The following is a 26,104-nucleotide window of genomic DNA, read 5'->3' as shown; positions in this document are numbered from 1 at the left end:
TGTTAATATAAGAAAATTACGCGGCTCCTTCATCCTCAATAGCCGACCGCTTCGCCGTAGCCTCTGGGGTCGGTCGCGCCGAAGATCAACCCCCTCTTTCTGTCGAATAAGATCCCTTCGGCCAGGCCCGTCGTGTTCTCACGCAAATGGAGCGAGTGCCCCATCGCCCGGAGATTCTCCACAGCATCCTGCGACAGCGCCCGTTCCTCGTACGAAATGTGGTCCGGCAGCCACTGATGATGGATGCGCGGCGCGTCGATCGCTTCCTGGATGGTCATCTTGAAGTCGATGACATTGACGATCGCCTGCAGCACCGTCGTCATGATCGTCGACCCGCCGGGGGAACCGATCACCATGAACGGTTTCCCGTCCTTCAGAATGATCGTCGGCGTCATGGAGCTCAGCATCCGTTTGTTGGGCTCGATCGCATTGGCGCTGCTGCCGACGAGGCCGTACTCGTTCGGAACCCCTTCCTTCGCGCTGAAATCGTCCATCTCATCGTTCAACAAAAATCCGGCGCCCGTCACGACGACCTTCGAACCAAAGGCGTCGTTCAGCGTCGTCGTCACGCTCACGCAATTGCCGAACCTGTCGACGACAGAATAATGCGTCGTATGGTCTTTCTCCGACACCTGAATGCCGTGAGAGATCTGGTCGCTCGGTGTCGCTTTTACGGTATCGATCGTCGCGCGGCGCTGAGCGGCGTATTTTTTTGACGTCAGCCATGCGAGGGGCATTTTGACGAAGTCGGGGTCGCCGAGAAATTCGGCGCGGTCGGCGTACGCGCGGCGCATGACTTCCGCCATCCGATGGACGGCCTTGGAGGAATTCCATCCGTACTGTTCAAGGTTGTACCCCTCCAGCATGTTCAGCATCTGAATGAGCACCACGCCTCCGCTGCTCGGCGGACCGGCGGAGATGACTTCGTACCCGCGATACGTTCCGCGGACGGGATCTCTGATGACCGAAGCATAATCTTCGAGATCCTTCAGGGTGATAAGCCCGCCTCCCCGCTTCATCTCTGCGACAATGAGTTTTGCGGTCTGGCCGGTATAAAATCCGTCCCGTCCTTTATCCCTGATCCGCTTCAAGGTTGCCGCCAGATCTCGCTGTTTGAACAGATCTCCCTCCCCGTACGGCCTGCCATTCTTTGTGAACGTTCTTTTCGAGCTCTTGTACGCCGAGAATTCGGGGATCATCCGCTCTAAATCTTCGGCGAGGCGGTAGTGGAGATGAAATCCCTTTTCAGCCAGGTCGATCGCGGGCTTCATCACCTGTGCCCGTGTCAATCTTCCGTAGCGCCGTTGCGCATACATCAGTCCGGCAACGGACCCCGGAACGCCGCAGGCAAGATGGCCGTGCGTGCTCTTCTGCTCCAAAAAATTACCATTCTTATCGAGGAACATGTCCCGTTTTGCCGCGGCCGGCGCCGTTTCGCGATAATCGAGCGATTTCACTGTTCCGTCGGCAAAACGCATCACCATAAATCCGCCGCCGCCGATGTTTCCGGCTCCCGGGTACGTCACGGCAAGCGCAAAACCGACCGCAACCGCCGCATCGACGGCGTTCCCTCCTTGGCGGAGAATTTTCAAACCGACGTTGGCCGCGATCGGGTCCGCCGCGACAACCATCCCCTTTTTGGCGCGGACAGGCTCGCGCGACGCTGCCGGCGATCGAAGAACGACGACAAAGCTGATAAGAACAAGGAGCGCGAAGGTCCGCAGCCGCTTCATTCCGTTTCTTTCCTTTCGACCTGCTGTTGAATGTCGGCGAGAATATACAGGATCCTGTTTTTCGCCACCCGTTGGACCGTGAATGAAATATTTTCATACTGGATCGACTCGTGATCCTTCGGAACACGGCCGAACAGCTGGAATAAGAACCCTCCGAGCGTATCGTACCCCGAATCGTCGTTGAAGAGTTTGACGCCGAGCAGGTCCGACGCTTCGGCGATCCCGATATTTGCGCTGAACCGGTACGAATGGGGGCTCAATTTCAACGCCTTCGATTCGGAAACTGTGTGTTCGTCCGAAGTGTCGCCGACGATCGTTCTCACGACGTTTTGAAATGTCACAAGACCGGCGGTGCCTCCGTATTCATCGACCACGACGGCGATGCGTGTCTTCTTGTCCTGGAACTCTTTCAGGAGGTCCTCGACTTTTTTGCTTTCGGGAACAAAGAGCGGTTCGCGGGAAAGTTTGAGGATGTCGAGCGTTTTCCGGGCCTGCTTTTCGTAGAGGAACGGCAGGACATCCTTCGCGTAGAGGATCCCTTTGATGTTGTCGATCGTCTCGGCATAGACCGGAATGCGCGAATGCTTCTTCGTCACGAAGGTTTCAACGAGGCCGTCAAAGGACTGGGCGGTGCTGTCGAGCGCGACCATGTCGGTCCTGGGAGTCATCACTTCGCGCACGATCATCTCTTTGGCATTGATCATGCTGTGGATGATGCTCCGCTCTTCCTGGTCGATCCCTCCGTGGTCGCTGACGACGTCGGCGAGCGTTTTGATCTCCTCGCTCTTCAAAGCGGTATGGCGCTGACGGAGTCCGAGGCGGGACTCGATCGCTTCGACCAACGCAACAAGAACCGCCGTGAGCGGGGAAAAAACAACCGAGACGACGTACAGCGGAAATGCCACCCGCCGGGAAAGCGCTTCGGGCATCCGCGCGGCGATCACCTTCGGCGTCACCTCGCTCATGACGATGACGACAAATGTTACGACGATCACCTCGATCCCGAGGACAAGTTCCTTATTCCATCCAAGCGCACTTGCGACGTCGGCGGTAAGCAGGGCAACAACGACTGCGGCAGACGTCGTGACGATGGTATTGCCGATCAATATCGTTACCAGCAGGTACCGCGGTTTCCGGAGAAGAGCGACGACATACTTCCACGTGCCGGATCGTTCCGACGCGTGCTCTTCGACCGCGGACGGCGTCAGAGAAAAAAGAGCGACCTCGGCCGCGGAAAAAAATGCTGAGAGCACGAGCGAGCAAAGGAATACCGCGCCGTCGACAAGTATTTCAGAGAGCATACGCGGTCAAGGATTGTGGAATCAGCCGTGAGAGGGACTATGAACACGATAGCCCCGCCGCAGCGGGGCTATGGTAATGTACAAAGGAGAAAGAACTTTTTCCATTACTCAGAACGGAAGGTCGTCCTCTTTTGCCGGCGCGGCATCGGAGACGGGCGTTTCGGCATCGCCGCCGTTCGTCGAGCGCTGCCCTCCTCCTCCGTCCAGCATGATCATCTGGTCGGCGACGATCTCGGTGATGTATCGCTTCACGCCGTCCTTCTCGTAGTTGCGCGTCTGCAGTCTGCCTTCAATATAGACGCGTTTCCCTTTCTTCAGCCATTCGCCGCAAATTTCGGCAAGCTTTCTCCACGCAACGATGTTGTGCCACTCGGTCCGCTCCTGGGTATTCCCCTCCTGGTCTTTCCACGAATCGGATGTCGCGATCGAGAATGTCGCCACGGCAACGCCGGAGCTGGTGTATTTCAGCTCAGGGTCTTTCCCCAAATTCCCGATGAGCTGTACTTTATTTAAGCTTTTTGACATAAGAGTACCCCCTGTTGTGTTTAGTGTGGTAAAATTCCGTCGGCCCCCCTGGCAGACGGTGATTCATTAATTAAGAAAATGATACGGGAATTTTTGCATAAAAACAAATTTATCAGGAGTCAATGGTCAGAACACAGGAGACAGAAGTCGGAAGACAGAAGTCAGTACTCAGATTGCTGGATTGCCATTATTTGACCCTTACACTGGAGCGTGGGCCGTCGGAATCGACGGCGGTGCGCAGCCTTACTGCGAGGCTTGCCGGACGACCAACACCTCGTGGTTCGTCAATATGATCATTTTTCTGGGAACGGAGTTCTTGTCTGCCGGCGCAAGGACCGCGTCGCGGAACTCGCTCCCCGACGGAAGACCGATCACCATCTGCAAAGAGATCTGGAATCGCGGCCTCCCGTCCCACGAAAATACTTTGACCGACGACGGATAGGTGACGACCACCTCATCCTTCGTGCTGCTGATCCCCCTCGGATTCTCGGCAGAGACCAGCGAGAACGAATTGAGATAGTTGCCGAAAATATCGTAGCCGATGACCTGATGAGCATCGAGCACAAAGACGCGGTCTGACGGAGCAACCGTAATATCGCGGGGGTCGGACAATGCGCCGGCCCCGGCTGAGTACGAGCCGAATTCCGCCTGGAAATTCTGATTCTGGTCGAACTTCAGGACCCGTTTCCCCTGGGCTTCGAGGATGAGCAATTCCCCCTGGGAGGAGATCCCGCAGGCGTTCGGATAGAACTCTCCGCTGTAGGATGAAGGGAGGTTCTGGTCCGTGAACGACTGCACATAGTTGAGCTTCCGGTCGAATTGCTGGACGCGCCGGTTGTTGTAGTCCGCGACATAAATATTGAGGGGGAACGACGAACAGACGCCGGTGGGCTGGTCGAACTCAAAATTTCCCCATCCTTTTCCTCCGACCGTTTTCACCGTCGAGCCGTCGGAAGCGAATTGGATGAGCGCATTGTTCCCTTCATCAAGGACAAAGAGGCTCCCATCGGAGCCGACGGAAAACGACGATGCATTCACAAAGGAGCCGAAGGTATAATCGACAACGAAGCTCCCGGACGCCGTCGAGTCGGAAAAAGACGGAAGGTGTTCTCCCCCGATGGTCGATGCCGAGGCATTGACCGGAACCGCTCCAAAGAGATGCAAGACAATGATGAAGGAGAGTGCCATAGAATATCGCCGCTGATGTCCTGTGCTCGGCAGTGCCGCTATTCCGATTCCGTGCTGACAAGGTTTGCCAGCAGTTCGTACGACGCCTTGTCAATAGTAAGAAGTCTTGGGTAAAGGTTCAATGAGCAGTAGAAAATTTTTCCCCGGCCGTCCGGCTGCTCGAGAAGGAGAACATGGTTCCCGGATCTCATCAGGGGCAGCGAGCCGTCCTTTCCCCCCGTCACGTCATTGTAAAAAAGCGGGAAGGGGCCCTGGGCAAGTTCTTTGCTTTCAATTTTATTCGGCCATCGCATCACGCCGGCGGTCGTATCGACAAAAAGCTTTTCGGCGCAATCCTCCGCCGACAACCGTGTGAACGAAATATCTCCGGCAAGAAGCAAACCCGCCGGTGTACCTTGAAATTGAGGAAGAACGATCAGCCTTCCCCCCCGCTTGACCCATTGATCCAGCGAGTCAACAACAGTGCCGTCAGCAAAAAATTTATCCATCGAAAACTGGTCAACGACGACAGCAGATACGCCGGACAGCCACTTCAGGGAAAGATTTCCGGCATCGACAGAAACAGCTGCAATGCCAAGCCGGCGGAAAGCGCTTTCCAGCGGACTGTGATCGATCACCGAGCATACCGCGACCGTTGCAGCATTCTTCGTTTTTACGGAAAGGGGCTCGACGACGAATGTTCCCGCGGGATTTCTCGGCCCGGCCAGTATCGCCACTTCATGGGGAGCCGTGAGAGCCGTATCGTTCCATGAAAGGAGCAGCGTGTCGGTCTCGGTGTAATTCTTTCCCGGAAATTCTATTTTTCTTTTCTGTACCGAGACGACGGGGTCGTTAGTAAAGAGAGACCCGTTCATCTTATCACGCACGTTGCTTCTCAGCCGGATACAAATACTCGTGTCGCGGCCGAAAACTATTTTAGGAGTCAAAACTTCCGCGGACCGGTACGGTGCAATAACCAGCGGCACCTCTTCTCTGTACATGAAGTTCCGGGCCGTGTCCGGATCATGATGAGTGACGATAAATTTAAAAGGTGCCCGAACTTGGAACGCGCCGAACCCGGCCGGGGTCTCGGTCGAGTTCAAGCCGATCGACCGCGGAGTGACGACCCTGAACTGCGCGCTGTCCTTCAGGTCATAAAACGTTTTTTGAGATTCATTGACGATCCACTGCTTCTCGAGAGTTCCCGGAAAAAGGATCTGCGTCTCACCGCTTGTCGCCGGAAGGGGCAGCTTTCCAAATGTGAGGAAAAATACCTGTACCGGGGTGAGCACCGTATCGCTGACCGTATACGTGATTTTGACTCCCAGCACCTGGCATCGGAGGGCTTCCAGTCCGAGCTTCCACGTCGTGAGTACTCTGGAGTCGACGGGATCCATCGACTTCGACGATCTTTGAATGACCGCGTCGGTTCTGGCAATCGCCGCGCGCAGAGCCGAGAGCTGATCCCGGTTCGACATGCGCGCGATCGATCCGATCGATTGAATTACCGGGAAGAGCGCCTTCAATTCCCCGCTTACCGGGGGAAGACCGTGTTCAAGCGGCAGCGAAGCCTTTGAATGCCCGGGGAAGATCTCCGCATAACGGTGGGGACTGTAATTTCTCCACAACGGAAGATGAAACCGCAGGCTCGCATACGGAATCTCGGCCTTGTCCGCCATGGCCGCATAACTCTCATTCCATACCGGATCCTTCTGATCGACCGGAATATCGACAGCGTCGGCCGCATCCATGGTTTGGAGATAAAAGCTCTTCACGCTCCCGGCAGAATTCTTTTTCTTATTTCGAATCTCTCCGAGAATACGCTGTTGAACGAAGGCAAGCCGGGAAGAAGCGCTCCCTGCCGCAACAGGGTCGCCTTCCAAAATGATCACGTCCGGGCGGACTTGCGCGATGACGCTATCGAGCCGGTCGGAGACCTTTTGCGAAAGCGACGGCGACGGCCGGAAACACGATGGGGCGGATGAAATGTCGCTTACAGGGATATTCAGGAAATATGCTTCGGCGCCGAGAATTGAGAGAGATTGGTACGCTTCCTCTTTTCTTCGCGAGGCAAGCTGGTAGAACATCTCCCCATTGTGATCGCTCGGGATGTCTTCGCCGTTGGAGAGAAAGGCGACGGCGACGTGCGAACCGTTTCCGACGCTGATCTTGGCTATGGCTGCCCGATCTTCAAAACCGGGGGCAAGTGCGACAACCAGGTAAGCAGCCGGGTGCTGGATTCCCCGGATCGTTTGGGCGAGCGCACCGGCGCCGTTTCGCGGAAAATACGGAGAATGCTGGGCGGCCGCGACGGAGGCGATGAGGAAAAGAAACGCTATGCTGCGTTTCGCCATGGTGGTCATAGAGTACGGAACAACGTTTGCAGAAATAAAAAAGGTCGTCCGAAAGGCTCGGGCGACCTTTTTGTTCATATCAGATGGTAACGATTAGAAACCGAGCTTCACCGTGAACACGTTGATCGCCGTGAGGAGAAGAACATGCTCGTAGGCATAATCAAGCGTGAAGTTCACTTCACCGAGATTATAGTTGATCCCGGCTCCGAATGTATAGTCATAGATTTCGGAGGATTGCCCGGTCTGATCTTTCGGTGCGTTCGGTGCATAGTTGTAGCCGCCTCGCAGGAAAATCATGTTGCTGAACGAATACTGCAGCCCGAATTTGTAGACATCCGAGCTGTAGTTGTTGTTCTCGAAGTTCCCGAACACGGTGACATCATTCGATTCGCCCAATTTCTTGTCGTATGCCAACGCGACGTCCATTTGCGAGGGAAGCTCAAACGACGCAGCCTGGACTGCATACCACTGGGTTCCGCGGATGTCTCCTACGGTTGAGCCCTGGCGAAGCAGGTTAGAACCGGAGTAGGTCATATTCGGACCAAGGTTCTTCACGGCAACGCCCAGCTTCAATTCCGGAACGATGAGCCCGTTATACTGCACGCCGGCATCGAGGGCAAACCCTGTCGCCGTGGTGCTCATAATCGTCTCATTGATGAAATTGAAGTTAGCGCCGACAGAAACACGGTCGCTCAGGTTCTTCGAATACGTCAACCCTCCGACCATATACGTCGGAGAGTATGTGGCTCCGGTTCCGTCGGGATTGTCCTCGGTCGTGACCGGGATATCGCCGAACGAGAGGGACTTGAACGATGCGGCGAACGTTCCGGTCGTGCCGAACGTGACGCCGACCGCTCCGTAATCAACGCCGATGCCCGCAAGGTACGACTCATGCGAAAAGAATGCTTCGGTGCTGAACGGATCCCGGGCTAAACCCGCCGGATTCCAGAAGACTGCATCTACCCCGGAGGTAAATGCAACGTTGCTTCCCGCAAGAGCAATGCCGCTCGCTCCTATGGGTATCAATAGTTCCTGAGCGCCTGCCGTTCCTGTGCGGTTGGTATTACCTGCAAACGCTGACGTCAGCAGCAAGGTACCCACTACAAGAATACCCGCCAAGCGCTTTAGTATGATATTCATTGAATATCTCCTTCCGATGTTAGATTATCAAATTGCAATGTTATCATGTTTGGCTTAAACGATTCTCAATAGTGGTCTAAGAACTGCTGTTCCGGTATGATAGCGAATTTTAGCGTTTTCGTGCCGAGGCTGCCGCAATCGATGTACGCGATATACATGCCGGCTGCTACCGGGAGTTTATGTTCGTTCAGAAGATCCCAGTCTGAGAACTGCGTCAGGTCGTTCTTCACAATCGTCCTCACGAGGATACCCGCAAGGTTGAAGATGCGGATCGTCGCCTTGGACGGCATGTGAGTGAAGCGGACCCAACGGTTGTATTTATCGGCTTCGAGCCTGTTGAACCCGAAATACGGATTCGGGAAGACGTTGATCTTCGCGATATCTGCTTTCTGGTCGGCAGGGTTATCGGTCGGTGCGACCGACTTGAAGGAGAACGTCACCGCCGCACTGTTCACGTAGTTCGGGATGATCTCGAATTCATCGCCGGCGGCGAAGAGGTTGCTGCCGCGCATGACGGCGACGATCCACCACATCATCGGCGACGCATCATCAAGGATGTCCGCCGGAATCAGCGGGTTGTCCACCGTGGCGCTGTAGGGCGTGCTGAAGATGAAAAGATACTCGCGCGGCGTGGTCGTTTCGATGCCCGAGGAGGTCGACGGCGGGTCGTATTTACCGTCCGGCGTTCCGCCGCCTGCGTTGTTCTCCAGGAAACCGACATCGAGCCGCTGGTTGTTATTGTCCTCATCAAAGGCCGCCAACGGAACCGCTGACCTCCCTTGATAAGCATAACCTGCTCCCGGATGCGGATCGACCGTTGCCGAATCGGGGAACGGGAAGGCAGACGTTGAATGTCGCAAGAACCGGTACGCCTGCGATACGTTCGGGTCGGTCGGGTCGGTGATGTTAAAAGCCGTGTCGATCGTCGCAAATTTGATCAGCACTTTATGCAATTTATCCGGCGTCACGGTCGACTGTCCTGCGCCGAAGGTATTGCCCCAATCCTGGCCCATACCCATGGCACCGCCTGTCCCCGAGACGTTGAATCCTTCAAGACCGTAGTCGCCTGCATCCAGGCTTGACCAGTCTCTCTTACCCGATGGAATATTCCAGCCTACGCCCTGACCGCCAGGGTTCATGCCAGGGGGAGGACCGTAGACCTGGAGGGCCACGCCGTTGGTCGTGATCGGACCGGGGTTGCCTCCGGGCGGCGGGGTCACCGCGCTTGACTGAACCTGCTTTGTAGCAATCGTCGTCCCTTTGGTCGCATCGGTCAGGTTCCAATACGTATTGCCGCTGACGTTATCAACCGCAAAGCCGACGTTGTAGGTATCGCCCGTGAGCACCGTAGGATCGACAACCCGTGCGATCACATAGCCGTCGCTTGCCCCTGTTTTTGTAATGGCAAGAGTATCTCCAGGTTTATTGAAGAGACGCACGCCGTTAAGAGGTGACTGAGGACGAACATCCAAAATGGAAGGTGAGCTTTCAAGAGCGTGAGGGACCAAGCCTCCTGTCGGATTGTAGTTGTATGCCGTCACAGCAAAATAATAGTCACGGTTGTTGGCGATCGGAGTGCCCGTCAACGCATCAGTAGTAAGGTCGATTGAATGGGCAATGCCGTTATCCGTGCCATATTCAGTCGGCGTGACAACGTATGTTCCCAACGGGACGCTGAAGACTGTATCCTGAATCGTCTTTATACCGTCGATGAGGTCATACGTGGCAATCAGTTTTCCACCGCTCGTGTTGTTCCTGGGATATTGATAAACATTATACCCCTCGAACGTATATCCCTTCGAAACGGCGCTTTCCGTATTGATAGAAGCTACGGGATCGCCCCACGAGAGGACGATTTCTTTGTCGAGAGCAGCAACATGTACCACCGGCGCAGGCGGCGGAACTGCGAGCTGGAAGAACGCATTGTAAGCGCTCTGTGCGATGTCATCATTCGACCTCAGCACGCTGATGCTCGACAGGTTATCAGCACCCAAGCCAACCAATGCCGCCACAACAACCTCCTGCGTATCGCCGGGGGCCATTGTGAAAGGACCCGAGTTAAGGCACATGCGGACGTCTGCTGGCGCGGAAACCGAACCCGACCCAATAAATGTGGGTCCACTGTTAGTCACCGGGTCGCCCGGATAGCAGTAATTGCTGCCGCCGGTCACCGATGCATCAAACGGCAGGCCCGTTGTACTGACCCTGCACCTCATTAAATTATACCACTGCTGCGTACCTCCGGGACCATTCGAACCGAGTTGCGGGTCCGTAAATTGTTGGTTCCCGTTGATGAAGAATGTGAACGCTGTCATCGGCAGATTTTTGTAACCGGGAACAAGCTTTCCGCCGAAAATAGCCGTATCGGTCGCCGCTCCGGCCACTTTGGGGCCCTGGAAGAAATCAAATCCGGCTGAGGGCGGGGGAAGTCCGATGTTCGCGAAATTTGCATCTCTTGCTTCGCCGTTGTAGACAAAGCCGAGGCTTCTTGTCGTATCGCAGCCTGTCGCATCGTCGCCGGCAAATCCGAGATCAGGGTCGCACCATTGAGAGACATACATTGAATCCAATTCAACGCCGCTCTTATTGATGAATTTGTAGCTGATAAAAATGGTGTTCCCCAACGCTCCGGGCCGGTTATAAGCCCATATCGTCCGTTGCACTTCCACACCGATTGGATTGGAAGAGTACAGATTCAGAGTCCTCGTCGGATTCAAGTCGTTCATAACCATCCAAATCGTCTGGTCTGCCCCGGGGAACCCTGGGACGTCGACGCCCGGATCGTACACGCCATTGTGGTTCACATCCGTGTACGGGGCCCCTTCCGCTGCCGGCCAGTTGGTCCAATCATTCCAGTATTGCTGCAGGAGATCAGAGGCGCTTGTGCTCTGGAACTGATTGATGTACGTCACTTCACTATTCTGCAAAAGGTTGGTCTCAAGTGCGATGGTATCCGCATTGGTGGTGGGCCTGATATCGGGCCGAACCCTGTACGGTTTGTTCGCCGGATCGGAAGCGCTTGCGGCTACACCAAGGCTGGAAGCCGTCCCATTCGAGACGATCCTCCCGGCCTGTAAGCCGTGATTATAGGTCGAACCGCCGCAGTAGAGCGTATCGTTCTTGAAGGCCGTCCAAACGAGACCGTCTTCAAAAATACAGGTCCCGTCGGTGGAACCTATCGGAAATTCGAAACCTTCGTCACTCGTTGTAAAGGGATTGAAGGATCCGTCACCGTTGTTCGAATAGTAATTGAAAATGTTGTTGATATCCATCGGAGCATATACATCGTTCGTCTGGACTTTGTGCAACGGCTTGACACCGGCGTTGCTGCTCTTGTCCGCTTTCGCCTTCGCCTGGGCGGGTGGTACAGCTATCCACGACGCAAGTAGAAGGGTTGCGACAATCGCGCTAAAAAATTCTTTACGGACCATAAAGGGTTCCTCCTGGATTTTCTTGGTCTTTTTAATATTCAACTTGAACTCCGAATCTTATTTGCCGTGGTGACAAATAATTGTTGGCGTTGACACCATTGTTGGCGCTATTGTAGACAGATTGGTAGAGGGTCGGATTATACTGAGCAGCAGCATATGCCTGCCCCTGAGTTGAACCCAGCCATCCGTCGTTCGATGGGTCGCCGGTCCGGATGAACACATTATCTGCGTTCTGTGTGTTGAGGAGGTTCTGAACATAAATATAGAACATTGCGTCCACCGAACCGATAGTCACAGTCTTATCGACGCGGAGGTCAACTTCGAATGTCCAGGGTGTCGTTGAATATCCTATCGGCTCGAGAGGCACCTGGAAGCGAGCATCGCCCAAATTATTCTCTGAGACGCTCTCAAGCGTGTACGGATATCCGCTGCCGAACTGCATCAGAAGGTTGATTCCGGAACGTTGAAGGATCGCTCCTCCATCATTCTTCGCATACCGATAATCGATGTTGAGGCTTCCCGTATTTTCCTGGCTGAACTGAGTCGGGAAGGGGATGTTGGCAGTGTACCCATGCTGGTCCGAAGCGCTTCCAGCGGCACTATTGGCACCTGAACCCGTGCCTTCAGCGCTCGCAAATGTATAGTTGAGCTGTGCTTCGAATCGATTCGTACGGCGCAGATTGATCTTAAACTCGACTCCTCTGCTTGTCGCGAAGTCGCCGTTCACCAGAGTGTAATAGCTTCTGTTCTCACCAAGTCCATCCGGGAGAATCAGACGAAATTGGATCTGGTCGGAGATGTCTTTATAGAATGTGACGATGTCGAATGAGGCGTTCTCTCCGATTTGCTGCTGAAAGCCAAGTTCGTACGAAGTTGTCCGTTCCGGCAGCAATCCATATCCAACTGGAGTTTGATAGTAATTCCCGCCGTGCAGAATGTTGTACATTAATCCCATTCCGGCGTATGAGTCGATCAATTCGGACTCCTGGATGAACTTACCGTACTGAGCATGGAATACGGTCGCATCGCTGACGGGGAAGGAGACACCAATACGGGGGCTGACCTGCTGAGTCACCGGGGTCTTCTTCATCGAAGACGTCGCAATGACGTTGAGCGAATCGTTAAAGTTGATCCCCTGAGGGTCAACAAACGCCCTGCTGTCCGGGTTGATATAATCGTACCGCAACCCAAAATTAAGATTGATGTCCGAAAGTTCGATCTTATCCTCCAAATACGCGGCAGCGTTAACCGGATGTGGCGGTCCAAAATCGACTACCGTGCCATTCACCGTAACATCATTGTCGACCGGATCTCCGTACTCATCGTAGCCGTAGTTATTATAGCCGGTTCCTCTGAGAGCGGCCGAACGCGCCACGGTCTGCGTATACGGTGCACCTAAGAGAGTATTGATCATCGCTGAGTACATTCCGACAACGTTCGCTCCAAAGTGCCGGATGGTATAGTAAGTGTACTCACCGCCAAACTTCATCGATTGATTCTCAAACTCCTTGGTGAAGTCCAGGCGGCCCCCAACCGAACTTTCCGAGGTCATGCCGGGCGCCGTAGCGAGCAGCGTCCCTGGCTGGTCGATCGTGATGCCGGCCGGTGCAGTACCAAAAACATTCCAGGGGGCGTTCAAGAGATTCGTCGAACCGCCGTTGAATTGGGGGTTTGAAATGGTATCGCCGTAGGCCGCAAAATTTCCTTTAAGGGAAGGATCCCAGCCTGTCTTGTAGTAGTTCCTGTAATAATTGACGTTGAGTTCGTAATACGTCTTCGGGTTGAAGAATTGCGTCAACTTCAGGTTACCGAAACCGTTCTGGTACGAATTTACAGGAAGACGCTGGGTATCGAAAATAGCTCCGATGCCAGCGGAGTTCTGGGAGTATACGTCAGTAAATGCGCCCGCTGCGCGGAGGTTAATATTTCCGAGGTCGAACAACAGCGTTCCGGTGTAGGAATACTGGTCAAGTTGTCCGCCGATCAGGTTGCCTGCTCCGTAGTCGACGCTCAGAGTATCCGCCATTGCGGTCGTCGGATGTGCGGCGGTGAACTGAGGGGCCGCGATCAATCCAGAATAATTGAACCCGTTCCAAAACCTCGGATTCGCATAGCTTGAGTTTGTCCCTGCGCCCGTTGCGCCGTTGACGCCGCTTCCCGTTTGCGCAACAAATGATCCCGGATCGCGATAAAATTGGTTTTCCACTGTCCCGTAAAACCGAACTTTATCAGACAAAACTGGCCCGCTGACGGTTCCAACGTAGTCGGAATATCCGTAGGAGTATCCTCCCAGAGCTTCCTTTCCCTGCGCTGTAAAATTATCCGTCTCTGCACGGAGGGATAACTTCAGTTTCTCTCCGCCGGTTCGAAGTTGAGTGCTGACAATACCGCCGTTCGCACCGCCGAACTCTGCCGGATAACCTCCCGTTTGCACTTCGATCTGATCAACGGCATCGGGAGAGATCGTTACTCCGCGCCCGCCGTTGTAGGGATCCGTTACAGTAACCCCTTCAAGAGTGAATCCGGTTTCATCGGCACGGCTCCCCCTCATGTAGACGAGGTTGTTTCTCAGGACGACCCCGGGCTGCAACGCCGCCGCTTCAGTCACGTTGCGGATCGGAATCGCGGCCAACATATCACTGTTCACGATACGGACTTCGTTCGTCGCGGATTTTTCGACAAGAGGCCTTTGAGCAACGATCACGACCGTCCCGACCTTCACGCCTTCTGCGGGAAGCGCAAACTTCGCCTCCGAGATGAGGCCCTCATGGACTTCGATGTTCGAAATCGTGATTTGCTGGTACCCAATGTACGACGCTATTAATGTGTACGTTCCAGCATTAATATTCGCGATACTAAAAACACCATTGGCGTCGGTAGTCGCACCAAATGATGTGCCTTCCACTCTCACCGTGGCTCCGACAAGCGCTTCGCCGGTTTCGTGATCGGTCACCTTTCCTGTGATCTTTCCGCCTGCTGCCAGCAGCACAGTCGGAAAAAGCAGAAAGGCAACGAGTAGAGATCTGTAGCACTCCCGTCGCATGTTCATTCTCCTTTGTTTTGTTATTGGGGACATCTTGCTGTAACGCTCCTTCACAACTTCAAGAGCAGTGAATTAAAAATCCTGGAAACATTTTAGCGGCAAACAAAAAATTTTTCGAAAGGCAGTTGTTTCAACGATTCAATAGATAGTTTAGAGGCGTGAGGGAACAATTAATGATAGATGATCAATCGGATTATATCATCGACGAGATAACGATCGACTCTGGCTGCGATGTAGTTAGCAGAACGTAGGTCGGAGAGAAAGACAGCGATGTTAAAGCCGGTACCAATCAATTCAACAATCACCTATATTATTGAAAATTCTTACACGGTGGAGCGACTGTGCCCCTCGTCACCCCTCACCTGTGACGAAGGCGACACCTGAAACTTTTTCCCCAATATTTCGTATATGTTACCTTTTTGTTGTGTTAATTTACAATCCGGGAGACCATTTGTCAAGTTTTTCAAGGATTTTTGACAAATAAAATATGCCCGCCGTTCGGCCGCTGGCATACATTTTTCCCCTCCCTTGCTGTTTAGGAGTGGCTAAAGTAGAGATTCTCGAGGTTTTAGTCAAGTGTTTATTCAACTATTTATAGACTTACGACTTTTGCTTCAAAAATCCCGTCAAGTGAACGAATTTGCTGGACCATTTTCTCCGGGATCGGATTGTCAACGCTGACCACGACCATCGCTTTCTCGCCGATACCGGTGCGGCCAAGCGACAATCCGGCAATATTTACTTTTTCGGCCGCCAAAATAGATCCGACGAGGGCAAGCATTCCCGGCTTATCGGTATTTGTATAGAGTAGAAGAATCCCCTGCGGGTCCACTTCGAAATAGAAGGCATCGATCCGGACGATCCTTGGTTTCGTCGTACCAAAAACGGTCCCAGCGAACGACCGCTCCTCCTGATCGGTCGAATATTCTATCGTTAACAGCTGATTGTAATTTTCGCTGTCCCTCTCCTTCTTCTCGCTCACGCGAACGCCTATGGACTGGGCAAGAAGGGGGGCGTTGATATAGTTTACCGGCGGCGCCATAAGCTTGGAGAAGAATCCTTTCAGCACGCCCGTCTTGAGAAGTTCGGAGTGTTTCTGAAGCAGTTCTCCGCGTGTCTCTATAGTAATGTCCTTCAGCTTTCCCTTCATAATTTGCGCCTGCAGACTCCCCATTTTTTCCGCGAGGTCAAGATACGGCTTGATCTCGGCGGGGATCCCGGACTGAAGAGCGACGGCGTTCACCGCTCCCGATATGCCCCTGTCGTGCAGAGCATCCGCAAGCTGTTCGGCGATCTGGATGGCCACTTTTTCCTGCGCTTCTTCAGTCGATGCGCCGAGGTGAGGGGTCGCGATCAGGCGGGGATGCTGCAGGAGCGGATTTCCTTTCGGAGGTTCCTCCACGAAAACGTCGAGCGCAGCCCCGGCGACATGACCGGAGTTCAGCGCATTGAGAAGCGCGGTCTCGTCGATGATCCCTCCGCGCGCGCAGTTAATCACGCGGACCCCTTTTTTGCATTTGGCGAACGTCTTCTCGTTCAGCACTCCGCGTGTCTCATCGTTGAGCGGTGTATGGACGGTGATAAAATCCGACCGGCGGAAAATTTCATCGAGCGGCACGAGTTCAACGCCAACCTTCGATGCGACATCGTTCGCGAGCACCGGGTCGAACCCGATCACCGTCATCCCGAAGGCGCGGCACCGGACGGCGACCTCACGCCCGATCTTTCCCATCCCGATGATGCCGAGCGTTTTTCCCATCACCTCCGTCCCCATGTATTTTTTCCTGTCCCATTTGCCGTCGACAAGACTTTTGTAGGCCTGGGGAATATTGCGCGAAAGGGAAAGCATCATGGACACGGTGTGCTCGGCGGTCGAGACAGTATTGCCTCCGGGCGTATTCATCACAATGATGCCGCGGCGCGAGGCCGCCTCAACATCGATGTTGTCCACGCCCGCGCCTGCCCGGCCGATCACCTTCATCGTCCGCGCTTCCTGGATGATGTCCGCGGTGACCTTCGTTCCGCTGCGGACGATGAGTGCTGTGTATTCGGGAATGATCTTCTTGATTTCTTCCGGCGGGATTCCGGGCTTCTGGTCGACCTGAAATCCCTCACGCGTCAGAATGTCGACGCATGATTGTTCAATGGGATCGCTGATGAGTATTTTCATGGCAATGACTTTCGATGGTGAGAAGAGCAATGTGAGTTGGCAGTTCGTCCCCCTCCTCCGGCAACGCCGGGGGAGGGGGACAGCCAATGTAGAGCGTGTCTAACAGTGTGACGGAAATTTCTTTCCGGAAAGCAGCATCATTGAGCTAACGACCGGAGAACGGCCTGCACCCCTGCTCCGAGTTCGAATTTGTATCCGCATTCTTTCAGCGTCATCTCGAGCGCGCCGATCATCGTGACCATGTCGAGGTCGTCGTAATACCCGAGGTGAGAAATGCGGAAGATCTTTCCGGCAAAGTCGTCCTGTCCGCCGGCGATCGTAATTCCGTATTTCGATTTGAGTGTCTTGTTGAAGGTCTTCCAGTCGACCCCTTCCGGAACCCAGACGGGCGTGACCGCGAAGGACGGGAATTCGGAAAAGAGTTTCAGCCCGATCGCCACGATCCCCGCGCGGATGGCGGTCGCCAGCCGTTCGTGCCGGCGCCAGATATTTTCGATCCCTTCCGCCTTCAGCATCTCCAGCGCCGCATCGACGCCGATGACGAGCGAGACGGCAGGCGTCCACGGCGTGTCGTTCTTTTCGTACGACTTGAGCGCTTTCTTCAGGTCGAAATAGAATTTCGGAAGCGTCGAGGTCTCCATCGCAGCGATCGCGCGCTTGCTGAGGGCGACGAACGCCAGCCCCGGCGGGATCATGAGTCCTTTTTGCGAACCGGTCACGCAGACATCGAGTCCCCATTCGTCAAACCGCATCTCATGGGCTCCGACGGCGGTGATCCCGTCCACGCAGACCAGGGCGTTGGAATTTTCGCGGATCAGCTTCGCGAGCGTTTTCACGTCTGTCGCCGTTCCGGTGGAGGTCTCGCTGTGCGTCAGGTACACTCCCTTGGCGTTCGGATGGGCGCGGAGCGCATCGAGGATCTGCTGCGGGGTCGGAGCCTTCCCCCACTCCACTTTGATCTCGACGACGTTCAGCCCGTACGCTTTCGGCATTTTCACCCATCGTTCGCCGAATTTTCCGCCGTTCGACGAAATGATCGTATCTCCCGGCGAAAACAGGCTGACGAACGTCGCTTCCACTCCGCCGGTCCCCGAACATGTCAGGGTCAGCACGGGCTGTTCCGTCTGAAAGAGATATTTTAGGTTTTGGTTGACGCGGGTGAGGATCTCGTTAAACTCCGGATTGCGGTGATGGATGATCGGTTCCGCCATCTTCAGCATGACGTGTTCGGGAACCGGGGTCGGGCCTGGGGTAAATAATCTTTTTTTCATAGCCGAATCTTTCGAATTGAATTTTCCGTGGTCGGATAAAAATTGGAATTAACGATACGTACAAAAGTACTTCATAGGGGATTGAGAATCAAGGATGGTGCTGCGGATCCGCCGCCGCTGCCCGCGGGCAATCCGACACGGCATGTGCAATGGCCGCCCGGACGTTGTCCTAGGCGACCGCTGAAGGGATATAGTGTTTGGACGACGAGGGTTCTTTTGCGCTCACAAAAGACTGGATCGCGTTCAACAGATCGAAGCGCCCTTCTCCGGTGACAGCTGAGAACTGAAGCACCGCGGAGAGACGTTTGTATTTTGCGAGCCGCTCCTGGATGTTCTTGACCTGCAGCTGCAGCTTGTTGAAAGGAATTTTGTCGGCCTTCGTCAGGACGAGCACGAACGGGACGTCGTAGAAGTCGAGCCAGCCCATCATCGTGGTGTCGAGCTCGGTGGGGCCCAGCCGCGCATCGACGATCTGCACGCCGAGCGCGATCTGTTTTCTTTCGTGGAAGAACGACTCGATGAGCGACGTCCATCCCGCTTTCACCTGCTCGGCCACTTTTGCGTAGCCGTAGCCGGGAAGGTCGATGAAGTACATCTCTTTGTTCACCAGATAGTAGTTGAGCTCGCGGGTTTTCCCCGGCGTCGAACTGGTGCGGGCGAGCCCCTTCCTGTTGCAGAGCTTGTTCAGGAGGGACGATTTTCCTACGTTCGAGCGGCCTATGAAAACGATTTCGGGGAAATTATCTCTGGGGAGCTGTTTCAGGTTCGCGACGCCGACAACAAAATCTACCGTTTCAATTTTCATACCTCACACCCTCTTCATGGTGGGACTTCGGACACGGGTATCACGATAGCGGGGATGATCGCGCTACCGTGTGACGCTTACGATGCTCCTTTTTCTGAGGCCTGCGTGACGGTTGATTGAGAGTCCGGTGCTGGTTCAGCCGCCGGAGATGGAGCGGTTTCGGTTTTCTTTCGGGGAGTTCTGCGCGCACGTTTCGGCTTCACTGCCGGTTTCGTTTCTTCTTTGCCGGTGTTGTAGTCGACGAGTTCGAGCACGGCAACTTCGGCTGCATCGCCGAACCGCCGTCCTAATTTGACGACGCGGGTATAGCCGCCGGGACGCTGGCCGACCTTTGGGGCGATCTCGCCGAACAACATTTTCACCACGGCCTTATCATGGATGAAGCGGGCAACTTCACGGCGCGCGTGAACGTCTTTCGGTCCGCCTTCAGCTTCCTTTGCGACCGCGCGCTTGGCGCGGGAAATTATTTTTTCGACCACCATCCGCATTTCCTTCGCTTTCGCAAGCGTCGTGCGGATTTTCTTGTGGCGGAAGAGCGCCGTCGAAAGAGCGATGAACGTCGCTTTGCGATGGCTTGGTGTCCGCTTGAGCTTTCGCCCTGATCTGCCGTGAATCATTGCATTATCCTTTGGTTATTCGCTGTCCTTGAGATACTTGTCGACATCCATGCCGAATGTCAATCCTTCTTCTTCGATGATCGCCGAGAGCTCGGCGAGAGACTTGCGGCCGAAATTGCGGAACTTCAGGAGCTCCGCCTCCTCGCGGCGCACGAGGTCGGCGATCGTTTTGATGTCCGCCGCGCGCAGGCAGTTGTGCGAACGCACCGACAGCTCCAGGTCGTCGACGCTGGTCTTGAGGACCTTCCGGATGCGCGCCACTTCGGCATCCTCTTCCACTTCTTCCTTCTCCGCCTCCGGCTCCGAATCGAAATTCGTGAAGAGCTGGATATGCTCGCGCAGGACCTTTCCCGCGTACGTCAGTCCTTCTTCCGGCACGATGGAGCCGTCGGTCTCGATCTCCAGGATCAGTTTTTCATAATCGGTCTGCTGGCCGACGCGCGTCGGTTCCACGAAGTAGCGCACGTTCTTGATCGGCGTGAAGATCGAGTCGATCGCGATGACGCCGAGCGTCTGGTCGGGGAGTTTATTCTCCTCCGACGTCACGTATCCTTTGCCGCGGCCGATGCGAAGCTCCATTTCGAAGTCGGCATCCTTGTTCAGCGTGGCGATGTGGTGGTCGGGGTTCAGAATTTCGACCTCCGCACTCGCTTTCTGAATATCGCCCGCCTTGAATTTTCCCGGGCCTTTCAGGTGCACCATCACCTTGCCGACCTTTTTGTTCGTCGCCTTCAGGCGGACCTCCTTGAGGTTCAGGATCATATCGGAAACATCCTCCACCAATCCCGGCAGCGTCGAGAATTCGTGAACGATCCCTTCGATGCGGAGCGCGGTGATCGCATAGCCCGGCAGCGACGACAGGAGGACGCGCCGGAATGCATTGCCGATGGTGACGCCGAACCCCTTCTCTAACGGCTGAACAACAAATCTGCCAAACGTGGTCGAATGATTTGCTTCATCCAGCACGATTCCTTCAGGCATTTGAAAGTTTACAAGACTCATGAGATTCACTCACTTTCACACGTTTTAAGTTGTTGTGAAAAAAATCGATTACTTGGAGTACAATTCGACGACGAGCTGTTCGTTTGCCGGCAAAGGAATGTCGGTCCGCTCCGGAATCTGAAGGAATGTTCCGTTCAGGTTTGCCTTGTCCAGGCTGAGCCACGGCAGCATCGAGCTGTCTTTCATGCGCTTCATGGAATTGTGAATGACTTCGAGCTTCTTGCTCCGCTCGTTCACGCTGATCACGTCCCCTGCCTTCAACAGCATCGAGGGAATATCCACCGGTTTGTTGTTGATGGAAAAATGGCCGTGCAGGATCAGCTGGCGTGCCGTTTTGCGTGATGGGGCGAAGCCCATACGGTAGACGACATTGTCGAAACGGCGTTCGAGCGTCTTGACGAGGATTTCCGCCGTCTTGCCGGTCTGACGAAGAGATTTCTCAAAATAATTTCTGAACTGGGTTTCGAGCAGACCGTACATTCTCCTGATCTTCTGTTTCTCCCGAAGCTGAAGTCCGTATTCCGAAACTTTTTGCCTGCGCGACTGCCCGTGCGGTCCGGGGGGAAAATTCCTCCGTTCAACCGGGCATTTCTCCGTAAAGCATTTTGTTCCCTTCAAAAAAAGTTTCTGGCGTTCCCGTCTGCACAGCCTGCAACTGGCGTCGATATATCGTGCCATTGATGATGACTTTCTATAAGTGATGAGGTAATGAACTCTTCGACACCATTACACGCGGCGGCGCTTCGGCGGACGGCAGCCGTTGTGCGGTATCGGCGTGATGTCGCGGATGATCGAGACTTCGAGCCCTGCGGTCTGCAGCGAACGAATCGCCGCTTCACGGCCGGAACCCGGTCCCTTCACAAACACTTCCACTTTGCGCAGTCCCATATCGTACGCCTCTTTCGCCGCAGCTTCTGCTGAGACCTGAGCGGCGAACGGGGTATTCTTGCGGGATCCTTTGAAGCCGTTCTTTCCCGCGGACGACCACGCGATGGTGTTGCCGTACGTATCGGTGAGCGTTACGATGACGTTGTTGAACGTCGCCTTGATGAACGCTTTGCCGTTAACGTCGACATGGATCTTTTTCTTCTTCTTTGCAGCAGGCGCCGCCGCCGCGCCCGGCGCTGATGCCGGGGCTTTCGCCGGCGCTTGTGTCTGTTCTTTTGCCACGTTTACTCCTTTCAGCCAAAGATCGTTCTTTGGTTGAGATTGATTATTTCTTCGCCAGCACTTTCTTCTTCCCGGCGACCGTCTTTCTCTTCCCTTTCCTGGTGCGCGAATTTGTCCGCGTCCGCTGTCCGCGTACGGGGAGGCCTTTGCGGTGACGCAGCCCGCGGTACGACCCGATGTCCATGAGACGCTTGATGTTCATCTGCATCTCGCTCCGCATCGCTCCTTCGGTCTTGTACTCCGCCTGGATGATCGTACGGATCTTCGACACTTCGTCGTCGTTCAGGTCGCCGATCTTTTTGTTCAGATCGACCCCTGCCTTCGTGAGGATCTGCTGCGACGTTGTCCGGCCGATGCCGTAAATGTACGTCAGCCCGATTTCGGACCGCTTGTTTTTTGGTAAATCGACTCCAGCTATACGAGCCACGTGATGTTCTCCTTGTTAATCGACTCTTGGCCTCAACGGCACTGATCCCGCCGGGGGATCATCCCTGACGCTGTTTGTGTTTCGGGTTTTTGCAGATCACTCTCACGACGCCTTTGCGCCGGATGACTTTGCAGTTTTCGCATAACCGCTTGACTGATGCCCGCACTTTCATTGTCTGTTCCTTTCTTCCTGCTCGCTCACTTGTACCGGTAGGTGATGCGTCCCTTCGACAGGTCGTACGGCGAAAGCTCCACCGTCACTTTATCACCGACCAAGATCTTGATGTAGTTCATCCGCATTTTGCCGGAAATATGCGCAAGGATCTCGTGCCCGTTGTCCAGCTTGACTTTGAATGAAGCATTGGGCAGCGTTTCCGTGATCGTTCCGTCAACTTTGATTGCTCCTTGCTTTGCCATTGCCGATGCGTTTACTGAGTTAAAATCTCCGCCCTGTTTTTTCGAACGACGACCGTGTGTTCGAAATGTGCCGACGGCGTATTGTCCGCCGTCACGATCGTCCATCCGTCCCTGCCGGTCCGCACGTCGTACGCTCCAAAATTCACCATCGGTTCGATGGCGAGCGTCATTCCTTCCTTCAGCTTCAGACCGGTCTTCGCTTTGCCGTAGTTCGGAACGGGCGGGTCTTCGTGCAAATCCGTGCCGATACCGTGTCCCACCAGATCCCTTACCACCGAAAATCCCGCAGCTTCAACATGATGCTGGACGGCGTGCGAGATATCATGGAGATAATTTCCTTCGACCGCCTGTTCAACGCCTTTGTCGAGCGACTCCTGAGTGATCCTCATCAGCCGCGCCTTCCCTTCCGAAACTTTTCCCACGGGAAATGTCCACGCCCCGTCCCCGAAAAATCCCTCCTTCACGACGCCGACATCGAGAGAGACGATCTCTCCTTCTTTCAACACCCTGTTGCCCGGAATCCCGTGAACCACTTCGTTGTCGATCGAGACGCAGATCGATGCGGGAAAAAGATTGTTCCGGTCGCTCCCGTAGCCTTTGAACGCCGGAGCCCCGCCGCTGCTCCGGATGAAATCCTCGGCGAGCGAATCGAGGTCCTTCGTCGCGACCCCGGGATAGATCTGTTTCTCCAGCAGCCTCAAAACATCGGCGACGATCTGCGAGCTTTCCCTGATCAGGGCAATTTCTTTTTCTGTTTTGATCGTCACCATGAGTACCGCACCGCCGCCCAAAATTACCGGCCGATTCGTCCTTTGATCTTGCCGCTCTTCATGAACCCGTCATAATGCCGCATGAGCAAGTGGGATTCAACCTGCTGAAGCGTGTCGAGCGCAACGCCGACGATGATCAGCAGGCTCGTTCCGCCGAAGAACGATGCGAAGCTGGTCGTCACTCCGAACCGCACCATGAATGCCGGCAGAATCGCGATGATGGCCAGGAAGATCGAGCCCGGCAGCGTGATCTTCGTCAAAATATTGTCGATGAAATCCGACGTGTGCTTGCCCGGCCGGATCCCGGGAATAAACCCTCCCTGCTTCTGCATGTTGTCCGCGACGTCCTTCGGGTTGAAGGCGATCGCCGTGTAGAAATAGGTGAAGAACACGATCATCAAGCCGTAGAAGAATGAGTAGGTGAACGACGTGTGCTCGAGATATCCGGCGATCGACGCGACAAAATCGCTGTCCGGGAAGAACGTCAGGACCGTGCTCGGGATGAACATGATCGATTGCGCGAAGATAATCGGCATAACGCCCGCCGTGTTCACGCGCATCGGAATATACTGGGTGACGCCCCCGTAGACCTTTCTGCCGACAACGCGCTTTGCATACTGCACCGGAATACGCCGTGTTCCCTGCGTGACCATCACGACGCCGGCGATGATCAGCAGCATGAATGCCCAGATCACCAGCTCGACAATGATCGGCCGGGCGCCGGAATTGACGAGCTGGAACTCGTCGAGAAGAGCGACCGGAAACCGGGCGATGATGCCGATGAAAATGATGAGCGAGATGCCGTTGCCGATTCCCCGCTCCGTGATCTGTTCTCCCAGCCACATCATGAACATCGTTCCCGTCGTCAGCACGATGATCGTGCTGAGCGCGAACCCGAACCCCTGCAGCTGCTGCGGCACGATCGATACGCCCGCGGCATTCAGGCTCACCAGGCGCACGCTGACGCCCCACGCCTGCAGCATCGAAATGAGCACCGTGCCGTACCGCGTGTACTGCGTGATCTTCTTCCGCCCGTTCTCGCCTTCTTTTTGAAGTTTTTGGAAAAAGGGGACGACCGCGCCAAGCAGCTGGATAATGATCGAGGAGCTGATGTACGGCATGATGCCGAGCGCAAAAATCGCCGCGTGGCTGAACGCGCCGCCGACGAACAAATCGTAGAGACCGAAGAGCGTGTTCGACGCCTGGTTGCGCATCGATTCCGCCAGCACCGAAGCATCGACGCCGGGGAGCGTGACGTGCGAACCGATGCGGACGACGATCAACAGCGCCGCCGTGAACAGCACGCGCGTTCGCAGCTCCTGAATCTTGAAGATGTTGCGGATATTTTCGTCTAATTTGCTCATGGAGATGTCTTATGATTTTTTCGCTGCGGCGGGTTTCTGAGTCTGTATCTCCGTCGCTTTCCCGCCGGCCGCCGTAATCTTCTCCACCGCAGACTTGCTGAACTTGTGCGCCGAGATCGTCAATTTTGCTTTCAGTTCGCCGTCGCCGAGAATTTTCACCGGCTCGTTCTTCTTCGACACGACGCCGAGCGAGTACAGGATCTCCGGCGTAACTTCGTCTTTGACTTTTCCGTCCGTCGCGAGCTTCTGCAGCACTTCGACGTTCACGACGCGGTACTCGACCCGGAACGGATTCCGGAACCCGAACTTCGGCAGACGCCGGGTGAGCGGCATCTGTCCCCCTTCAAACCCGCGCTTCAGACCCGAACCCGAACGGGAACCCTGCCCTTTGTGCCCGCGTGTCGCCGTGCCGCCGTGTCCCGAGCCCTGACCGCGCCCGATCCTCTTCGTCTTTTTCCGCGAGCCTTTTGCGTACCGTAAGTTGCTTAAAATCGCCGCCATGGTAATATTCCTTTGATCACTGATGAGGCCCGCCGGGCGGACCCCGCTGCAATTATGATTTCACTTCTTCGACGACAACAAGGTGACGGACTGCATTCACCATCCCGCGGATCTGCGGCGTGTCGGTGTGAATAACGGAGTAGTTGGGACGTCCGAGCCCCAGCGCCTCGATAGTGCGTTTGTGGCTCTTCAGCGTGTGGACCACGCTGCGGATTTGCGTTATTTTTATCTTTTTGTGCGCTGCCATAATGGTTAATTCTGGAATAATTCCTGAAGTGAGACCCCGCGCTCCTGCGCCACCGTTTTGGCGTCCCGAAGGCTGAGCAGTCCGGCCAATGTCGCTTTCACCACGTTGTGCGGGTTGGAAGAGCCCATCTGTTTCGTGAGGACGTCCTTCACGCCTGCCGATTCGAGCAGCGCGCGGACGCCGCCGCCGGCGATCAGTCCCGTTCCGGGAGATGCCGGTTTCAACAGCACTTTTCCCGCGCCGAACTTTCCGATCACTTCGTGGGGGATCGTGCCGTTCACGATCGATACCGATACGACGTTCTTTTTCGCGTCGTCGATTCCTTTGGAGATCGCGTCCGCCACTTCATTCGCTTTGCCCAGGCCGATGCCGACATGGCCGTTGCCGTCGCCGACAACAACGATCGCGTTGAAACTGAACCTGCGTCCGCCTTTCACCACTTTTGCGACGCGGTTGATGTGGACCAGCTTGTCCTTAAGTTCGAACTCGTTTGCTTTAATACGTGCCAAGGGTAAACCTCTTCACTCCGTTAATGAGTTTTTACAGCGTCGTTTGCGTTTCTTGCTGTCGGGAGAGGATTCGAACCTCTACATACGCCTCCAAAGGGCGTTGTCCTGCCATTAGACGACCCGACAAGAGAGCGGGCGATT

General features: G+C 54.9%; 23 protein-coding genes and 1 tRNA gene. All 24 read right to left on the bottom strand.

The window, feature by feature from the left end; translation table 11 throughout:
* Positions 1–35: 35 nt before the first annotated feature.
* Entirely contained in the window at positions 36–1,733 is a 1,698-nt protein-coding gene (gene ggt, locus VMF88_13180) for a gamma-glutamyltransferase (GenBank protein HTY12008.1), read from the bottom strand.
* Positions 1,730–3,034 carry a hemolysin family protein gene (locus VMF88_13175; protein HTY12007.1) on the bottom strand — a complete coding sequence of 435 codons (1,305 nt, stop codon included), beginning with the start codon at positions 3,032–3,034 and terminating at the stop codon, positions 1,730–1,732. The genes ggt and VMF88_13175 overlap by 4 nt, the downstream gene beginning before the upstream one ends.
* 108 nt (positions 3,035–3,142) lie before the next feature.
* Entirely contained in the window at positions 3,143–3,559 is a 417-nt protein-coding gene (locus tag VMF88_13170) for a single-stranded DNA-binding protein (GenBank protein ID HTY12006.1), read from the bottom strand.
* A 243-nt stretch (positions 3,560–3,802) separates the two neighbouring features.
* Positions 3,803–4,747: an NHL repeat-containing protein gene (locus tag VMF88_13165; GenBank protein HTY12005.1), complete on the bottom strand. Its 945-nt coding sequence runs from the start codon at positions 4,745–4,747 to the stop codon at positions 3,803–3,805.
* A 38-nt stretch (positions 4,748–4,785) separates the two neighbouring features.
* Positions 4,786–7,080 carry a PIG-L family deacetylase gene (locus tag VMF88_13160; protein HTY12004.1) on the bottom strand — a complete coding sequence of 765 codons (2,295 nt, stop codon included), beginning with the start codon at positions 7,078–7,080 and terminating at the stop codon, positions 4,786–4,788.
* Between the two features lie 93 nt (positions 7,081–7,173).
* Complete coding sequence (locus VMF88_13155; protein HTY12003.1) at positions 7,174–8,220, bottom strand: PorV/PorQ family protein; 1,047 nt, start codon at positions 8,218–8,220, stop codon at positions 7,174–7,176.
* Positions 8,221–8,285: 65 nt separating this feature from the next.
* Positions 8,286–11,651 carry a T9SS type A sorting domain-containing protein gene (locus VMF88_13150; GenBank protein ID HTY12002.1) on the bottom strand — a complete coding sequence of 1,122 codons (3,366 nt, stop codon included), beginning with the start codon at positions 11,649–11,651 and terminating at the stop codon, positions 8,286–8,288.
* 31 nt (positions 11,652–11,682) lie between these two features.
* Positions 11,683–14,694 (bottom strand): TonB-dependent receptor, encoded by a 3,012-nt coding sequence (locus tag VMF88_13145; protein ID HTY12001.1) that lies wholly within the window; start codon positions 14,692–14,694, stop codon positions 11,683–11,685.
* A 592-nt stretch (positions 14,695–15,286) separates the two neighbouring features.
* Positions 15,287–16,864, bottom strand: coding sequence for a phosphoglycerate dehydrogenase (gene serA, locus VMF88_13140; GenBank protein ID HTY12000.1), 1,578 nt, complete (start codon positions 16,862–16,864; stop codon positions 15,287–15,289).
* A gap of 137 nt (positions 16,865–17,001) precedes the next feature.
* Entirely contained in the window at positions 17,002–18,135 is a 1,134-nt protein-coding gene (locus VMF88_13135; protein HTY11999.1) for an alanine--glyoxylate aminotransferase family protein, read from the bottom strand.
* Between the two features lie 169 nt (positions 18,136–18,304).
* The gene (gene yihA, locus VMF88_13130) at positions 18,305–18,940 is read right to left on the bottom strand and encodes a ribosome biogenesis GTP-binding protein YihA/YsxC (GenBank protein HTY11998.1); all 636 of its coding nucleotides are present in this window, start codon (positions 18,938–18,940) and stop codon (positions 18,305–18,307) included.
* Positions 18,941–19,017: 77 nt separating this feature from the next.
* Positions 19,018–19,557: a 50S ribosomal protein L17 gene (gene rplQ / locus VMF88_13125; protein HTY11997.1), complete on the bottom strand. Its 540-nt coding sequence runs from the start codon at positions 19,555–19,557 to the stop codon at positions 19,018–19,020.
* 15 nt (positions 19,558–19,572) lie between these two features.
* The gene (locus tag VMF88_13120) at positions 19,573–20,559 is read right to left on the bottom strand and encodes a DNA-directed RNA polymerase subunit alpha (protein HTY11996.1); all 987 of its coding nucleotides are present in this window, start codon (positions 20,557–20,559) and stop codon (positions 19,573–19,575) included.
* 48 nt (positions 20,560–20,607) lie between these two features.
* Entirely contained in the window at positions 20,608–21,237 is a 630-nt protein-coding gene (rpsD, locus tag VMF88_13115) for a 30S ribosomal protein S4 (GenBank protein HTY11995.1), read from the bottom strand.
* Positions 21,238–21,285: 48 nt separating this feature from the next.
* Complete coding sequence (rpsK, locus tag VMF88_13110) at positions 21,286–21,639, bottom strand: 30S ribosomal protein S11 (GenBank protein HTY11994.1); 354 nt, start codon at positions 21,637–21,639, stop codon at positions 21,286–21,288.
* Positions 21,640–21,772: 133 nt separating this feature from the next.
* Entirely contained in the window at positions 21,773–22,156 is a 384-nt protein-coding gene (gene rpsM / locus VMF88_13105; GenBank protein HTY11993.1) for a 30S ribosomal protein S13, read from the bottom strand.
* 58 nt (positions 22,157–22,214) lie between these two features.
* Complete coding sequence (rpmJ, locus tag VMF88_13100) at positions 22,215–22,328, bottom strand: 50S ribosomal protein L36 (GenBank protein HTY11992.1); 114 nt, start codon at positions 22,326–22,328, stop codon at positions 22,215–22,217.
* 25 nt (positions 22,329–22,353) lie between these two features.
* Positions 22,354–22,572: a translation initiation factor IF-1 gene (gene infA, locus VMF88_13095; GenBank protein HTY11991.1), complete on the bottom strand. Its 219-nt coding sequence runs from the start codon at positions 22,570–22,572 to the stop codon at positions 22,354–22,356.
* A gap of 11 nt (positions 22,573–22,583) precedes the next feature.
* A complete protein-coding gene (gene map, locus VMF88_13090; protein ID HTY11990.1) occupies positions 22,584–23,342 on the bottom strand; it encodes a type I methionyl aminopeptidase in 759 nt (252 codons plus the stop codon).
* A 23-nt stretch (positions 23,343–23,365) separates the two neighbouring features.
* The gene (secY, locus tag VMF88_13085; protein HTY11989.1) at positions 23,366–24,706 is read right to left on the bottom strand and encodes a preprotein translocase subunit SecY; all 1,341 of its coding nucleotides are present in this window, start codon (positions 24,704–24,706) and stop codon (positions 23,366–23,368) included.
* Between the two features lie 9 nt (positions 24,707–24,715).
* Positions 24,716–25,207, bottom strand: a complete 492-nt coding sequence (gene rplO, locus VMF88_13080) for a 50S ribosomal protein L15 (protein HTY11988.1) — start codon at positions 25,205–25,207, stop codon at positions 24,716–24,718.
* 52 nt (positions 25,208–25,259) lie between these two features.
* On the bottom strand, positions 25,260–25,454 hold the full coding sequence (rpmD, locus tag VMF88_13075; protein ID HTY11987.1) for a 50S ribosomal protein L30: 195 nt from the start codon (positions 25,452–25,454) through the stop codon (positions 25,260–25,262).
* Positions 25,455–25,459: 5 nt separating this feature from the next.
* Entirely contained in the window at positions 25,460–25,963 is a 504-nt protein-coding gene (rpsE, locus tag VMF88_13070; protein HTY11986.1) for a 30S ribosomal protein S5, read from the bottom strand.
* 55 nt (positions 25,964–26,018) lie between these two features.
* A tRNA-Gln gene (locus VMF88_13065) sits at positions 26,019–26,089 on the bottom strand.
* Between the last annotated feature and the right edge of the window lie 15 nt (positions 26,090–26,104).

The sequence above is a fragment of the Bacteroidota bacterium genome (assembly GCA_035506275.1).
GTDB lineage: Bacteria > Bacteroidota > Ignavibacteria > UBA10030 > UBA8401 > JAGVPT01.
This window is presented reverse-complemented; position numbering and strand designations above follow the sequence as displayed.